The sequence below is a fragment of the Pseudomonas sp. HLT2-19-2 genome, from assembly GCF_054898005.1.
This window is the reverse complement of sequence record NZ_CM142712.1, coordinates 224,206-239,502: the sequence shown is the minus strand read 5'-3', so window position 1 is coordinate 239,502 and position 15,297 is coordinate 224,206. Positions and strand designations below refer to the sequence as shown.

Annotated in this window: 12 protein-coding genes; 9 read left to right on the top strand and 3 right to left on the bottom strand. The window is 59.4% G+C overall.

The genetic code is table 11. The features are described from left to right. Nucleotides 1-95: 95 nt before the first annotated feature. The 4 genes from ACYZTU_RS01095 to ACYZTU_RS01080 all read left to right on the top strand — a co-directional run bounded on the left by ACYZTU_RS01095 (nucleotide 96) and on the right by ACYZTU_RS01080 (nucleotide 6,165). Nucleotides 96-722, top strand: coding sequence for a glutathione S-transferase family protein (locus ACYZTU_RS01095; protein ID WP_461967419.1), 627 nt, complete (start codon nucleotides 96-98; stop codon nucleotides 720-722). A gap of 63 nt (nucleotides 723-785) precedes the next feature. After that, nucleotides 786-2,816 carry a 2Fe-2S iron-sulfur cluster-binding protein gene (locus ACYZTU_RS01090; protein WP_461967417.1) on the top strand — a complete coding sequence of 677 codons (2,031 nt, stop codon included), beginning with the start codon at nucleotides 786-788 and terminating at the stop codon, nucleotides 2,814-2,816. Between the two features lie 51 nt (nucleotides 2,817-2,867). Beyond that, nucleotides 2,868-4,061 carry a DUF3142 domain-containing protein gene (locus ACYZTU_RS01085; RefSeq protein ID WP_461967415.1) on the top strand — a complete coding sequence of 398 codons (1,194 nt, stop codon included), beginning with the start codon at nucleotides 2,868-2,870 and terminating at the stop codon, nucleotides 4,059-4,061. Beyond that, the gene (locus ACYZTU_RS01080) at nucleotides 4,048-6,165 is read left to right on the top strand and encodes a hypothetical protein (RefSeq protein ID WP_461967413.1); all 2,118 of its coding nucleotides are present in this window, start codon (nucleotides 4,048-4,050) and stop codon (nucleotides 6,163-6,165) included. Before ACYZTU_RS01085 ends, ACYZTU_RS01080 begins: the two co-directional genes overlap by 14 nt. A 3-nt stretch (nucleotides 6,166-6,168) precedes the next feature. Here ACYZTU_RS01080 and ACYZTU_RS01075 read toward each other — a convergent pair whose 3' ends face one another. Next, nucleotides 6,169-6,798, bottom strand: coding sequence for a LysE family translocator (locus ACYZTU_RS01075; RefSeq protein WP_461967411.1), 630 nt, complete (start codon nucleotides 6,796-6,798; stop codon nucleotides 6,169-6,171). Nucleotides 6,799-6,943: 145 nt separating this feature from the next. Between ACYZTU_RS01075 and ACYZTU_RS01070 the strand changes: the two genes are divergently transcribed. Continuing rightward, nucleotides 6,944-7,417, top strand: coding sequence for an Lrp/AsnC family transcriptional regulator (locus ACYZTU_RS01070; RefSeq protein WP_347803289.1), 474 nt, complete (start codon nucleotides 6,944-6,946; stop codon nucleotides 7,415-7,417). A 350-nt stretch (nucleotides 7,418-7,767) separates the two neighbouring features. On the opposite strand, the gene ACYZTU_RS01065 is transcribed toward ACYZTU_RS01070, so the two are convergent. Continuing rightward, a complete protein-coding gene (locus ACYZTU_RS01065; protein ID WP_461967409.1) occupies nucleotides 7,768-8,454 on the bottom strand; it encodes a DUF4225 domain-containing protein in 687 nt (228 codons plus the stop codon). After that, entirely contained in the window at nucleotides 8,447-8,947 is a 501-nt protein-coding gene (locus ACYZTU_RS01060; RefSeq protein ID WP_461967408.1) for an Hcp family type VI secretion system effector, read from the bottom strand. Before ACYZTU_RS01060 ends, ACYZTU_RS01065 begins: the two co-directional genes overlap by 8 nt. 249 nt (nucleotides 8,948-9,196) lie before the next feature. Between ACYZTU_RS01060 and hflK (ACYZTU_RS01055) the strand changes: the two genes are divergently transcribed. From hflK (ACYZTU_RS01055) to ACYZTU_RS01040, 4 genes are read left to right on the top strand one after another with little or no spacing between them, the layout of a single operon-like run. Beyond that, nucleotides 9,197-11,155: a protease modulator HflK gene (gene hflK, locus ACYZTU_RS01055; protein WP_461971198.1), complete on the top strand. Its 1,959-nt coding sequence runs from the start codon at nucleotides 9,197-9,199 to the stop codon at nucleotides 11,153-11,155. Then, nucleotides 11,152-12,192: a protease modulator HflC gene (gene hflC, locus ACYZTU_RS01050; RefSeq protein WP_461967406.1), complete on the top strand. Its 1,041-nt coding sequence runs from the start codon at nucleotides 11,152-11,154 to the stop codon at nucleotides 12,190-12,192. The genes hflK (ACYZTU_RS01055) and hflC overlap by 4 nt, the downstream gene beginning before the upstream one ends. Then, the gene (gene hflK, locus ACYZTU_RS01045; RefSeq protein WP_461967404.1) at nucleotides 12,189-13,247 is read left to right on the top strand and encodes a protease modulator HflK; all 1,059 of its coding nucleotides are present in this window, start codon (nucleotides 12,189-12,191) and stop codon (nucleotides 13,245-13,247) included. Before hflC ends, hflK (ACYZTU_RS01045) begins: the two co-directional genes overlap by 4 nt. Further along, nucleotides 13,244-15,154, top strand: a complete 1,911-nt coding sequence (locus tag ACYZTU_RS01040; RefSeq protein WP_461967402.1) for a cation-translocating P-type ATPase — start codon at nucleotides 13,244-13,246, stop codon at nucleotides 15,152-15,154. The genes hflK (ACYZTU_RS01045) and ACYZTU_RS01040 overlap by 4 nt, the downstream gene beginning before the upstream one ends. Nucleotides 15,155-15,297: the final 143 nt, after the last annotated feature.

The following is a 15,297-nucleotide window of genomic DNA, read 5'->3' as shown; positions in this document are numbered from 1 at the left end:
TGCTGGTTATTCTGTTGTTTGGATTGCGGGTGGAAGATGGCTCCCCATCGGTGCTGATCTCTCTTTAACAGCGCCACTATCCAGCGGAGTCAACCATGCAAGCCATCAAGCTCTACAACTTCCCACGTTCCGGCCACGCTCACCGTGTAGAACTGATGCTGTCCCTGCTGCAACTGCCGACCGAACTCATCTTTGTCGATCTGGCCAAGGGCGCGCACAAGCAGTCGGGTTTCCTGGCGCTCAACGCTTTTGGTCAGGTACCGGTCATCGATGATCAAGGCGTGGTACTGGCCGATTCCAACGCGATCCTGGTTTATCTGGCGCAAAAGTACGGTAACGGCCGTTGGTTGCCAGCCGATCCGGTCGGCGCGGCGAAGGTTCAGCGTTGGTTGTCGATTGCCGCTGGGCCGATTGCCTTTGGCCCCGCCAGAGCCAGGCTGATCACGGTGTTTGGTGCGCCTTACAACGCTGAAGAGGTGATCGCCTATTCCCACACCGTGCTCAAAGTGATCGATCAGGAACTGGCGACAACGCTGTATCTGGCGGGCGCCGAGCCAACCATTGCCGACGTTTCGGCCTACAGCTATATCGCCCATGCGCCCGAAGGCAATGTGTCGCTGGAAGACTACGCCAACATCCGGGCCTGGCTGGCGCGGGTCGAAGCCTTGCCAGGTTTTGTCGGCATGCCGCGCACCGTTGCCGGTCTGCAAAAAACTGCCTGATGCCTGCGGCCCGACACTGTCGGGTCGTTCACACTGCGCCGATGGCGCAGGGGAGAAGCCTTTATGGACCGTTCACTCTGGCACGCCGGCGAGAAACAATTGCAGGCTCATGTGGGCATTGCCGAGCGGATGGAGGTGCTCGGTCGTAAGGTAATTCGCAGCGAGATGCCGGACCAGCACCGCACGTTCTATGAGCAACTGCCGTTCATGCTGTACGGCGCGGTGGATGCCGACGGTAATCCTTGGGTCAGTATTCTTGAAGGGCAGCCGGGCTTCGCTCACTCGCCCGAGCCAGGTGCACTGCAATTCCGCAGCCTGCCGGGCGCTGATGATCCTGCGCAACTGACGGAGGGCGCGGCGATCGGCCTGCTGGGGATCGAACTGCACACCCGTCGCCGCAACCGCCTCAACGGCCGAGTCGGCGCGATGACTGCGAGCGGGTTCGATGTGGCGGTGGAGCAGTCCTTCGGCAATTGCCCGCAATACATTCAATTGCGGCAGTTTCGCTCGGTGCCACTGGCGGATCCGTCGACTCGCGTCGCGCAACACCTCAACGCGCTGGATGATGTGGCCAAAACCCTGATCGCGGGAGCCGATACGTTCTTTGTCGCCAGTTACGTGGACGTCGATGGCCAACGTTCGGTGGACGTTTCTCACCGCGGCGGCCAGGCCGGTTTTGTACAGGTAGAAGGTAATCGCCTGACCATTCCGGATTTCGCCGGCAACCTGTTTTTCAACACTTTGGGCAACCTGCTGCTCAATCCTCGGGCCGGGTTGTTGTTTATCGATTTTAATTCGGGGGACCTGCTGCACCTCAGCGGTCGCACCGAAGTCATTCTTGAAGGCCCACAGGTCGAGGCGTTTCAAGGGGCTGAGCGCTTGTGGACATTTGAAGTGGAAAGCGTGGTGCGTCGCCCCGCCGCGCTTGCTCTGCGGTGGCGCTTCGACGGCGTTTCACCCACCAGTTTGCTGACCGGCACCTGGGAGCAAGCCAACGCCCGTCTGCAAGCTCAGGCCTTGGGGGATCGCTGGCGGCCGCTGCGAGTGGTGCGCATCGAAGCGCAAAGCCACAACATCCGCTCAATCTATCTGGAGCCTGCCGATGACGCGGGGTTGCCAGTGTTTCAGGCCGGGCAGCATTTACCCCTGCGCTTCAACATTGGCGGTGATGTGCATATCCGTACGTACAGCCTGTCGAGCGCGCCGTCCGATGATTTTTTCCGCATCAGCGTGAAGCGTGACGGTTTGGTGTCTTCGCACCTGCATGAACAGGTGCGCGTCGGTGATCTGTTGGAGGCTCGCGCGCCTCAGGGGCATTTCACCGTGGCACCTAATGAACGTCGGCCGCTGGTGCTTCTGGCTGCCGGGGTAGGCATCACGCCGCTGCTGTCGATGCTGCGCGAGGTGGTTTATCAAGGCCTGCGCACCCGCCGCATCCGGCCGACCTGGTTCTTCCAGAGTTCGCGCACGCTGGCCGATCAAGTGTTTCGGCCTGAGCTGGATCGCTTGCTCGATGAGGCGGGTGATGCGGTCAGGGTGTTGCGCCTGCTAAGTCAGCCGGAGGCAGAGGCCCGAGAGGGTGAAGACTTCGATCTGACCGGGCGGATCGACACCGCGTTGCTCAAGACCCTCCTTGAAGTGGAGGACTACGATCAGCTGGATTTCGTCCTCTGTGGTCCGAGCAGTTTTACCCAGGGGCTGTATGACAGCCTGCGGGAAATGGACATCCGCGATGCAAGGATTCACGCCGAAACCTTCGGCCCCTCGACCTTACGTCGGGTGCCGGACCCCGACGCGGTGGTCATCGAGCAACCGCCCGCTGCGACGACCTCCGTGCCGGTGGTGTTTCAGCGCTCGGCTAAAGAGGCCCGCTGGCAACCCGACGGTGGCAGTTTGCTGGAGTTGGCGGAAAGCCGTGGGTTGCGCCCGGAATTCAGCTGCCGCGGCGGTTCCTGCGGGACCTGCAAGACGCGTCTGATCAGCGGCCAGGTGAATTATCCACAGCCGCCGGCAGAAGTGCCGGACGACGGACACGTGCTGATTTGTTGTGCGATTCCGGCGCAGGGGTCGCAACCTTTGGTCCTAGACCTGTAGCATCTGCCGAACGCAGCGTCTGGCCGCTGCGACAAAGGATCAGATTCGGTTATGTATTTTTTCGCTCGTCTGTCGGCCTTGATTGTCGCGGTGGCGTTGCTCAACGGTTGCGAACGACAGGACGCGCCACCGCTCGATCAGCAACTCTACGTCTGGCAACGACAATGGACGCCGGCCCACGAAGCGGCGCTGAGGGACAGCCGCGCTGACTTTTCCACCCTGCGGGTGCTGGCCTTGCAGGCATTCCCTGAGGCGGGTTGGAGCCGGGCGCGGATTGACCCGGCGCTGCTCAAACGGGATGGTCGGCCGCTGATCGCGGTGATTCGTCTTGATGGCCAACTCAGGTCGCTGGATCAGGACGAAGTCACCGCGCAGATCCAGCAGGTGCTCGGCGATTGGCAAAGGCAGGGGCTGACTCTTTCCGGCGTGGAAATCGACCACGATGCGGGCAATGCCCGGCTTGCGGCCTATCGGGAATTCCTCACGCATTTGCGCACGGTGCTGCCGGTCTCTATTCCGCTGAGCATCACCGCGTTGCCGGCCTGGCTCGACAGTCCCGAGTTGCCGGCGCTGTTATCCACAGTCGACAGCAGCGTATTGCAGGTGCACGCGGTGAGCGATCCGCGTCTTGGCTTGTTCGGCCCGGATCAGGCTCGTAAATGGACCAAGGCCTGGAGCCGCATCACTTCGAAACCGTTCTATCTGGCGCTGCCGGCCTATGGTGTGGCGTTGTTGCCGGGCGGCGGTGCGCCGGTAGTGGAAAGCGAAGTGCCCATCGAACGGGGCGGCAAACGCCGGGAGTTGCTCGCCGATCCGCAGCAACTGAGTCGGCTCGGGACCGAGTTGCGCAATGATCCACCGGCTCATCTGGCGGGCTTGATCTGGTTTCGTCTGCCGCTGGCCAACGATCGCCGGGCCTGGAGCATGACGACCCTGGGCGCCGTAGCTCGTGGCAATGCCCTCGACAGTCACCTGGCGCTGAAATTTTCTGAGCAAGAAGGCCTGTATAACATCAGCCTCAGCAATCAAGGCAACCTCGACAGCGCCTGGCCCGAAGCCCTGACCCTCGCGGTGCAAAGCTGTGATGGAGCTGATGCGCTGGCTGGTTATGCGTTGCAACAGCGTCCGGATCTGCTTACCTTCACCCGCCTGCGCGACGGTCGAATACCGGCCGGCGAGCAGCGGGCCATTGGTTGGGCTCGTTGCGCACATATTGATCAAGGAGGTTCGAATGTTTACCCGTAACTGGCCGCGTCATCTGCTTTGTCTGAGCCTCAGTCTGCCGCTGGGTTCGGCGCTGGCCTGTGGGCCGGACTTCCCGATGCGTCTGCTGGACAACCGCGGCCAGTCGCTGGCGGAGCTGCCGGAAGGTAACTTCAGATTTGAAATCAGTCGCCTCGGGCGTGCGGTCGCCGGGCTGAAGAACGTCACCGAAACCGCCTATAGCATGGATGCGCCCGACTATGTAGAACAGCGGGATAAGGCTGAGCAGGCCGGTTTGACGGCTGAACAGCAGGTGCTGGTCAAACAACTGCGCAGCCTGACCGATGCGCATCAGGTCGAGATTCAGGGCGCGAGCCTGCCGGCTGAGCTCACGCTTTATCTGGCCGGCGCTGTGTCATTCAATGCCGGTGAATTTGGGCTGGCAGCCGAGTACTTCCAGAAGGTGTTGGCATTGCCGGCGAATCAACGGGCGTTGCGCAGCACTTGGGCTGCTTACTCGTTAGGCCGGGCGCTGTTTGCCATGAGCTCGGAAGCGGACGCTGGCCCCGACCTGTTGGCTCAATCTCGAAAGGCCTTCGAACAGACCCGTCAGTTAAGCATCGACGGCTTCAGTGACCCATTGGAATTGGGTGTCGCCAGTCTTGGCGAAGAGGCCCGCGTCGCCCGCACGACCGGCGACTGGAACAGCGCCATCGAACTCTACGCCACGCAAAACCTCCAGGGTTCGGCGGTGGGTTACACCTCTCTGAAACTATTGATGGCCGATCTGACGGCGCTGCCGGAGGATCAACTGGCCGCTTTGCTCAACGGCAAACCGGTGCAGCAACTGGTAACGGCGTCCTTGATCAGCCGACTGGGCTGGTCATTCGGTGATCAACCGCCGAACGAATTGAAACTGATCAAACTGCTGCAAAACAGCACCCGCGGCAGCCTCGATAACGCTGATCGCCTGGCGGCGGTGAATTATCAACAGGGCAACTACGCGAACGCCAAGGCCTTCCTCGAACACGCCGGTGATGGCGGACTGGCGTGGTGGCTGCGGGCCAAACTGGCAGTGCGCGATGGCGATAAAAATGCGGCTGCCGCGGCGTATGCCAAGGCTGCTCAGGCCTTCCCGCAGAATGAATCCTGGGGTGAGCGGCGCACGCCAGACTGGGACTTCGAAACGCTTCAGCCCAAGTGCCGGGTTGAGGGTGAAAGCGCGATCCTCGCCCTTCAACGTGGGGACTACCTGCAAGCGTTCGATCAGCTCTATCGCAGCAACGGCATTTACTGGCCCGACGCCGCGACGGTCGCCGAGCGCGTGTTGACTGTCGATGAGCTCAAGCAATACGTCGACACTCAGGTGCCGGCGCCGCCACCTCTGACTCAGGAGGATCGCCATAACTATGTGCAGTTGCCGGTGGCGGCGAAATTGCGCAATGTGCTTGGGCGGCGCTTGCTGCGCGAAGAGCGATACGACGAAGCGCCAGCCTACTTCGATAACGTCGACTTGCAGGCCAGGGCCAAGTGGTACGGGCAGTTGCGCAACGAAGCCGAATCAAAATGGTGGCCGACCAAACGGGCATTCGCTTACTACCATGCCGCGACAGTGGCCCGTTTCGACGGAATAGAGCTGTTGGGCTACGAGATGTCCCCGGATTACGCGACCTTCGGTGGCAATTACAGTCTGGAAGCGCCCGTGCTCAAGGTCGGACCGCTGATGGCCGAGGGTGAAGTGCAGCGCCAGCAAGCCACGGTGGCGCAACCAGATGAGCGTTTCCATTACCGTTTTGTCGCCACGGCGCTGGCGAGCAAAGCCGCTGATCATCTGCCCCACAGCAGTCAGGCGTTTGCTTCGGTGCTATGCAAAGCTTCGTCGTGGGGCACCAGCGTGCAAGAGCAAAGCACGTTCTACCGTCGTTATGTCAAGGAAGGCCCGTATGTGGTCTGGGCCGGCGATTTTGGTCATCAATGCCAGGACCCGGACTTTCAGAGCGCCGACAAGCGCTATGTGACCCAAGTGACCGACGCCGCGTACTCGCAGCTACGGCCCTACAAAAAAACGTTGCTGATTGGCGGTGTGATCGCGGCCACGGTAGCGGCGCTGTTGCTGATCAACCGCCGCCGACGTAAGGCGCGGTAAGGTTTAAGCCTGTTGCACAAAGGTCAGCCGCACGGCGAAGCCGATCAACAGGCTGCCAAACAGCCACTGCTGCAGGCGCTGGGCTGAAGGACTGCGTTGCAGCCAACGGCCCAACGCTGCGCCGGTGAGTGCGTAAGCGCTGTCAAACAACAAACCGACACCGACCAACACCACACCCAGTGTCGCAAATTGCGCGAGCACCGGCCCGGCGTGTGGATCAATGAACTGCGGCAGCAGCACTGAGCAGAACAGCAGTGCTTTGGGATTGAGCAGGTTGGTCAGCAAACCTCTTTGGATCGCTTCGCGCCAGCGAGGTTTCTCGGTAACGGCGTCTACTCCGTTCAAACTCGGCAGCATTGTGGTTCGCAGGCATTGAATGCCGATCCATAGCAAGTACGCGGCCCCGGCCAGGCGCACCACGTCGAAAGTCCAGGGTGCTGCCTTGAACAGTGCCGCCAGCCCCAACGCCGCCAACGCCACATGGCAGCCTCGGGCAATGCCCAGACCCACCGCTGTGGCCAGCGCCGCGCCTTTGCCCTGACGGGCACCGGTTTGCAACAGCAGGATCATGTCCGGGCCCGGCAACAGATAGACCACCGCCAGCGCCATGAAAAACAGCCAGAGTCCTGCCACGTCGCACCCCATTCGTTGTCGATTCGGTACGGCCAGTCTAGGGCTGAAGGGCAGGGTAGGTGGTTGCGTAGTTCGCTTCTAAAATGCATCTGGTTGGCATAACCTGCCACTGAATTGCATATAAACAATCAGGATCTACCAAACCATGAAACTGGACGCCTACGACCGCAAGATTCTCGCAGCCCTGCAGCGGGACGGTCGCCTGAGCAATGTGCAACTGGCTGACGAGATCGGCCTGTCCGCTTCGCCGTGTTTGCGCCGGGTACGGATGCTCGAAGAAGCCGGGGTGATACGCGGTTACCAGGCCAATCTGGATCGCGACGAAGTAGGGCTCGGGCTGACGGTGTTTGTTGGGGTCAAGGTCGAACGGCACAACGACGAGCAGGCCGAAGCCTTTCGCCTGGCCGTGACGGCACTACCCGAGGTGATTTCGGCGTTTCTGGTGTCAGGGGAATCGGATTTTCTGCTGCAAGTGGTGGTGCCGGACTTGCGCGCCTATGACCGTTTTCTCACGGGACGTTTGCTGAAATTGCCGGGTGTGAGTGATATCCGCAGCAACTTTGCGATTCATACGGTGAAGACGCCGGGGGCGTTGCCGCTCGAGCATTTACCGCAGTAGATCGCGAAGACGGATTGACCCAATACTACGCAGCGGTTGAAACTTAAAAGGGAATTGATTAATCCTAGTGGATAAACTAGCCTTGTGTTTTATATGTGTGAAACTCTTTAATCATGAATTTTGAAAATATCCGTTACTATTTTGCAGTGCTTCTTTTGGTTCTTGGGACCAATGGTCTTTACGCGGTAGTTATTGTGTGGGTAATAAAATATTTCATACCAATGGAAGGCATGATTTTGCACATTGCTTATATAGTTACTTATGGTCTTCTCTGCTTTTTCTGGTTTCGTTTTTTAGTCAAAAAATTACGTGGCGTAATTTGATTTAAAAGGCGGCATAGCGTCTTGTGTCTATTCGGATTTTTCTTTAGAAAGCATTGAATTTAATGTGATGTAGTCAACAAGCGCCTCGAAAAATAAAGCTACTTTCCCTGTTTGTATGTACGCCCTTTCATGGTTTATCGGGTCATGTCTGAAGAGCTGCACTGAGTCCGGTTTGCGTACTAGTCTAAAAACACCAACACCAGACAATAATAAGTCCATAGAACCATAGAGCATATCTCCCTCGTACTTGCCTCCCAAAGCGTCTTGATAAACGCGCCGCACAGGCCCCTGCACGCCAGGTGTTTCAGGGCCGTTATAAATATTGCCAAAGCCTTCATAGATATTATTGGCGCCATGCGCAATAAACACTCCACCCAATGGCGCGGCCCACCCACCTGAGCCTACGGTAACCGCCACACCGACCTCAACTTGCATGGTGCCAGCGACAACACCTATGCCATTTTGAGCATAAAAAATCGCCTTGGAAGTTAGCTCTGCATATTCGTTTGTTATCGATTGGACTCCCTCCCATGCAGTGATGAGCCCTTCATCAACGGTTTTGATAACTTCGTTGGCATAAGAAGAAATCATCGAATTGAATTGCAGCTGCGTAATACCGTCATGAAAATGTGTAGCGCCTACTGTGCAGCCTAATGCAACCAGGTCCGCAGCGGCTTTGGTGACGTCATGGATATCACATGACGTCTCATTCATCTTCGTTCCCCCACGTGCTATAGGCACTTGTACCCGCTTGGATGTGCGTCCAACTGATATCTCGATAACGAATGGACACCAGCTCTTGCGGCTCCGTGTCGGACATATGGATAGCGTGCGGGATCTGAAGACTTACATTAGCAATACGACCGCCCGTTATTTTCACTGAATAATATTTATCCTGGCCACCGGCAGGAGACGTGCGATAAAAATCAATCTTGCATTCAACTTCTTCACCCTCAGCCAGAGCGCTGGCTAGCAGTGGCGAAGATTTATCAATGTTTTTGGTAATGGCAATAGGCATATGTTTGCCTCGCCCGCCTGACGTACTGCCATCACTGCCCGTTAACATGCTATGGGCGTAAGCCAACACCATGATTTCGTCTTCATGCCCAAACTGGCATTTGTTACCGATAGAGTCTTGGCTGGAGCAGCCGGAAGAAATCAGACCCTGCTTTTTACCGGTAATAGTCATATAGCTATGACTCGCCATGAGCTCACTCCTTGTTGTCAGAATGGGGGGGAGTTTAAGGCAGAGGAGGTAGCTACTTATGTAGGCCGTTTCTGAAAATGCGTGTATTTCTTACGAACGTAATATTCGCGTTCAACAGCATTTCGGTAAAGGCTTCAGCCAAGCGACAGGTTGAGCGCCTTCAGATTGCGCATTTAAGAACGGAAATTTCACGGCTTTCGTTATATCGTAACGAATTGTGATGTGAGCAACGATAAACACTGGAGTGGTATGCAAGTCGATCTCGATGTCGATGGGACGCAAGTAGCCGGACTGCCGCGTTTTCAGCAAGCGGTTTTTCAGGGGCGACGATTGCGTCAGTTCGCAATCGGTCTGGGCGCTCTTGCGGCGTCAGGTTGGCTGCTGGCGTTTTTTGTGGGGCTGTTTGCGCCGCAGTCGCTCTGGCCAGCGTTGCTGGTTAATCAGAGCGCCGGTTTGCTGGTGCTGGTCGCTGGTTTGCAATCGGCTTGGTGGGGGACACAATGGCGTGCGCGAGCGATGAACCCCGTAGTGCAGGAGCTCGTTGCAGATGATGTCGTCGCCCCGGTTGGCTGGTACGAACGTCTGCTCGATCGGATCAGTCAGCGATGGTTGCGAATGCTGGTGCAGATTGGCCCGCCGACACTGTGGCTTGGCGGCTGGTCGCTGTTGACGCTATTCACCATAGGACAGGTCTGGAACCTGGCGTTGCCGCCGACCGCACTGGGATTGTCGGCCAGTGTCGGTGCTGCGCTATCGTTGTTGCTGGCCTTTGGTTTGCTGGTGCTGGAACGTCAACTGGCCCAGGAAAACGTCGCCCAATGGCCCGAAGCGGGGTCGTTGGCGCAGCTGACACGGGTGGCGATCATTTGCCTGGTGGTCGGCGCTTTGTGCCTGTTGTTGGGGAGCGAAACCTCGGTCTGGCCGGCGCGTCTGGCAGTACTGATTGGCCTGCTGCCGGGGCTCGTCGCCGCCGAACTACTGTTGCGCGCCATGCTGTCGTTGTTCAGTCCGCAACGCGAACAACTCGAACCTGCCTTGTTGGCGCGAAGCTTCGTCGCCGACATGCTGCGCTGGCCGCCGCAACCTTTGCTGGCGTTGCAGCACGAGTTGCACAACCGTTTCGGCATCGACCTGCGGCAGATCTGGGCCTTTACCTACATGCGTCGCGCATTTCTACCGGTGCTGGCCGTGGTCTCGATTGTGGGTTGGTCGCTGACCGGCATTCACGAAATACCGCTGCAAGGGCGGGGCATCTATGAGCGTTTCGGTAAACCGGTGGAAGTGTTCGGTCCTGGTTTACACGCGGGTTTGCCCTGGCCTCTGGGCCGAGTGTTGAGCGTCGAGAACGGTGTGGTCCACGAGTTGGCCACCAGTGTTGGCGAAACACCGGCGCCGGTCGTGGCCGAACCCGCCGAAGGTCCGGCGCCCGCCATTGCCAATCGCTTGTGGGACGCCAGCCATGTGAACGACAAATCCCAGGTCATTGCCAGCAGCCGGGCCGACAAACAAAGCTTTCAGGTCGTCAACATGGACGTGCGTTTCGTCTATCGCATCGGCCTGAGCGATCAAGCGGCGTTGGCCGCGACCTACAACAACGCCGACGTCCCGACACTGATCCGCAGCACCGCCAGCCGGATTCTGGTTCATGACTTCGCTTCGCGAACCCTCGACGGGTTGCTTGGCGAGGACAGGGTAGGGCTCGCCGAAGAGATTGGTCGGGCGGTGCAGGCTGACTTGCAGAAACTCGACAGCGGCGTGGAAATTCTCGCCACGGTGGTCGAGGCAATTCATCCGCCGGCCGGTGCCGCCAATGCCTATCACGGTGTGCAGGCTGCGCAGATTGGCGCCCAGGCATTGATTTCCCGCGAGCGCGGTGCGGCGGCGGAGGCCACCAATCAGGCGCAACTGCAGGCCAGCATCGCTCGCGATCAAGCGACGGCCAGCGCTCGTGAAATCAACGCCACTGCCCAGGCGGCGGACCTGAGATTCGGCGCCGAGCAAAAGGCTTACGCCAGCGCCGGCCAGGCCTTCGTGCTGGAGCAGTACTTCAGCCAACTGTCCCAGGGATTGGCCAATGCCAGGTTGCTGGTGCTCGATCATCGTCTGGGCGGCAGCAGTAACGCGCCGACCATCGACCTCCGTACATTCACGCTGCCGGCTGACCCCGCGCCGCCGCGTAAGACCGCTCAGCCAGGAGCTGCCAATTGAGCCAGTCGCACACTCACGATCACGATGACCACACTGGCCACGATCACGGCCATGCCGGGCATCACCACGGACATCACCATCACCACCACGGTGATCCACAAGAAGCGGGCCCGTTCCCGTGGCGGCGAATGGGCTGGGCGGCGTTGCTGGTGGCGTTCGCCATCGCGGCAGCGAGCCTGGTGCAAGTGCGCTCGGGGGAGGCCACGGTGATCACGCGTTTCGGTAATCCGTCGCGGGTATTGCTGGAGCCGGGGCTCGGCTGGCGTTGGCCTGCTCCTTTTGAAGCGGCGATTCCAGTGGATCTGCGGCTGCGCACCACGTCCAGCGGTTTGCAGGACGTGGGTACGCGGGATGGTTTACGCATCATCGTTCAGGCTTACGTGGCCTGGCAGGTTCAGGGCGATCCGGACAACGTGCAACGCTTCATGCGTGCCGTACAGAATCAGCCGGACGAAGCGGCGCGGCAGATTCGCACGTTTGTTGGCTCTGCACTGGAAACTACGGCCAGCAGCTTTGATCTGGCTAACCTGGTGAACACCGACGCCAGCCAGGTTCACATCGCAGATTTTGAAGCGCAGCTGCGTCAGCAAATCGATCAGCAGTTGCTCACGACTTATGGTGTGCGGGTGCTGCAAGTTGGCATCGAGCGTCTGACCTTGCCATCGGTAACCCTCACGGCTACGGTTGATCGGATGCGCGCCGAGCGTGAAACAATCGCCACCGAACGCACGGCTATCGGCAAGCGTGAAGCGGCGCAAATCCGTTCCGCTGCCGAGCGTGACGCGCGAATCTTGCAGGCCGACGCCACGGTAAAAGCGGCGGATATCGAAGCACAATCACGCGTCGAAGCCGCGCAAATTTACGGCCGCGCTTACGCCGGTTCGCCGCAGCTCTACAACTTGCTGCGCTCCCTCGACACGTTGGGCACGATCGTCACGCCCGGCACAAAACTGATTCTGCGCACCGACGCTGCGCCGTTCCGGGTGTTGGTTGACGGTCCGCCGACCCTCGATAACAAGTCCGGGTCGCAGCCATGAAATTAGTTCCACGTGGAACAAATGAGTTGAGCAGTCCCTGGATTCAGGCCGGGCGATTGGCTTTTTTGGCGCTTTACGCCGTTACCGTGCTCGCCGCTTTGGCGTGGGCGTTTTCCAACGTGCGGCAGATCGATCCGCAAAATCGCGCTGTGGTTTTGCACTTCGGCGCGTTGGACCGAATTCAAAATGCCGGTCTTTTATTGGCGTGGCCCCGTCCGTTTGAGCAGGTGATTTTGTTGCCCGCAGCAGATCGGGTGATTGAGCGTCGGGTGGAAAACCTGCTGCGCACCGATGCAGCGTTGCAGGCAGACCGGGTGGCGAGTTTCGCCACACCGATCAGTGATGCACTCGCCGGCTCCGGTTACTTGCTCACCGGTGACGCGGGCGTGGTGCAACTGGATGTGCGGGTTTTCTACAAAGTTACCGAGCCGTATGCCTTCGTCCTTCAAGGCGAACATGTGTTGCCGGCGTTGGATCGATTGGTCACTCGCAGCGCGGTGGCCCTCACCGCCGCACGCGATCTGGACACTATTCTGGTTGCTCGGCCGGAGCTGATGGGCGCCGATAGCCAGGCTGCCGAACGCCGCGAACGGTTGCGCGGTGATCTGGTACAAGGCATCAATCAGCGCCTGGCGGAACTCACCGCGACCGGGCAGGGGATAGGCATAGAAGTGGCGCGGGTCGACGTGCAATCGAGTCTGCCTGGCCCAGCGGTCAACGCCTTCAACGCGGTTCTGACCGCCAGTCAGCAAGCCGACAAAGTCGTGGCCAACGCTCGCACTGAAGCCGAGAAACTGACTCAGACCGCCAACGAACAAGCCGATCGTACGCTTCAAATCGCTCATGCCCAAGCGAGTGAACGCCTAGCCAAAGCCTCGACAGACACGGCCACCGTGTTGAGTCTGGCCAAGGCACAGCAACAGGGCACCGACCCGCAAATGTTGCTGCGTATCTACCGCGAGCGGGTGCCGAAGATTCTCGGTCAGGCTGGCTCGGTGACCACGGTCAACCCTAAAGACGATTCCCGCCTGATCATTCAGGGAGCTGCACAATGACTGCCCAAACCGCCGCCGCACCGAGCCTGTTGTCCTCGGCTGAACAACGCAGCGCCGCCCGGCAATTGACGCTGGCCATGCTCGCACTTGGCTTGCTCGCGCTCGGTTTGACCTGGCGCTGGATGTCGCCGGAGCAGACTGGCGTCAGTCAATTGCTGCTGGGCTTTGCGTCGTTATTGGTGGCCGTGCCAGTGATGCGTTCAGCCTGGTACAGCCTGCGTTATCCGAGCCTGCACGGGATCACTGATCAATTGATCGCCTTGGCCATGCTGGGGGCGTGGGCCACGGGTGATCTACTGACCGCGGCGTTGCTGCCGATCATCATGATCTTCGGCCACGTGTTGGAAGAGCGCAGCGTGATCGGCTCCCAGGAGGCGATTCGCGCCCTCGGCAAACTGACTCGCAGCCACGCGCGCAAGGTTCAGGCCGATGGCTCCATCGTCGAAGTCGATAACGGCACACTCAAGGCCGGCGACCTCGTCGAGGTGCGCGCGGGTGATCGAGTGCCGGCGGATGGTCGGGTGTTGTCCGGTCAGGCGAGCCTGGACACCGCTTCGATTACCGGTGAATCGGTGCCGATGGAGGCGGACGTCGGTATGCAAGTCTTCGGCGGCGCGATCAACCTCGACGGTCTGCTGCGCATCGAAGTGACCCGCACCGGCAATGAGTCGACCCTCGGCAAAGTCATCGCACTGATGCAAAGCGCCGAGCGCTCCAAGCCACCGATCACGCGTTTGCTGGAACGTTACGCTGGCAGCTACATGGTGCTGGTGTTGCTGCTGGCCGCCGTGACCTGGTTCGTCACTAACGATGCTCAGGCCATGCTCGCGGTGTTGGTGGCGGCCTGTCCTTGTGCATTGGTGTTGTCCGCGCCGGCCACGGCGATTGCCGGCGTGGCGGTGGCCGCTCGTCACGGGATTCTGATTCGCAGCTCCGCGTTCCTCGAAGAGTTGGCAGATCTGACTTCACTGGTGGTCGACAAGACCGGGACCCTGACCTTTGGCACCTTGCGTTTGCAGTCCATCGACAGTCCGCTCGAGGATCGCAGTCACGTTCTCAAACTTGCCGCCAGCCTCGGCTCCGCCAGCAGTCACCCGGTCAGCCGCGCGCTCGCCGGGTTAGTCACTCAGGAACATTTTCTGCTGCTCTCTGACATCCACGAGCGTCAGGGGCTGGGCGTGGTGGCGATGACGGAGCAGGGCGAAGCGGCGCTTGGTCGCCCGGAGCTGTTCGCGCAATTGGGTATCGCTACTTCGAGTGTCCCCGACCACGATGGCCCGATTGCCGGGCTAGCGCTCAACGGTGAATTCCTCGCCTGGCTGTTGCTGGCCGACAGCGTCAAACCCGAGGCTCGATTTGCGTTGAGCGAGCTGCGTGAACTGGGGTTGGGGAGGCAGTTGCTGCTCACGGGTGATCGGCAAAGCGTTGCGCACACGCTGGCCCGCGATGTCGGGATCAGCGATGTCGAAGCTCAGGCCTTGCCCGAGGACAAACTCAATCGCGTGCTGAAGGAAATCGGCAGTGGTTTCCGGCCGATGGTGGTAGGCGATGGCATAAACGATTCATTGGCGCTCAAAGCGGGTGTGGTCGGCGTGGCCATGGGAGCGGGCGGTGCGGACATCGCGCTGGCCTCGGCCGATATCGTGTTGATCGGTAGCGATCTGCGTCGGCTCGGCACGTGTGTTCGGTTGAGTCGCCAATGTCGGCAGACGTTGCAGGTTAACGTGATCATTGGTTTGGGCTGGACGTTGGCGATTGTAGCCTTCGCTGCATTTGGCTGGCTCGGCGCTGCGGGGGCGATGATTGCTGCCTTGCTGCACAACCTCAGCACATTGCTGGTACTGGGTAACGCCGGGCGTCTACTGCGGTTTCAGGAGCCATTGCTCAAACTGAAGGATGGGGATTGAGTACGCCTGGTGAATGCTCTAAACAGCGATCACGGGCGATTTCCAATTTTCAGAACTGTAGGCCGAATTCGTAGTCATCTAGGTGAGGGCAATCACTTTTGTGAATTCGCGGCGTTTGGTTCGAACGCTACGAATCATAGAAA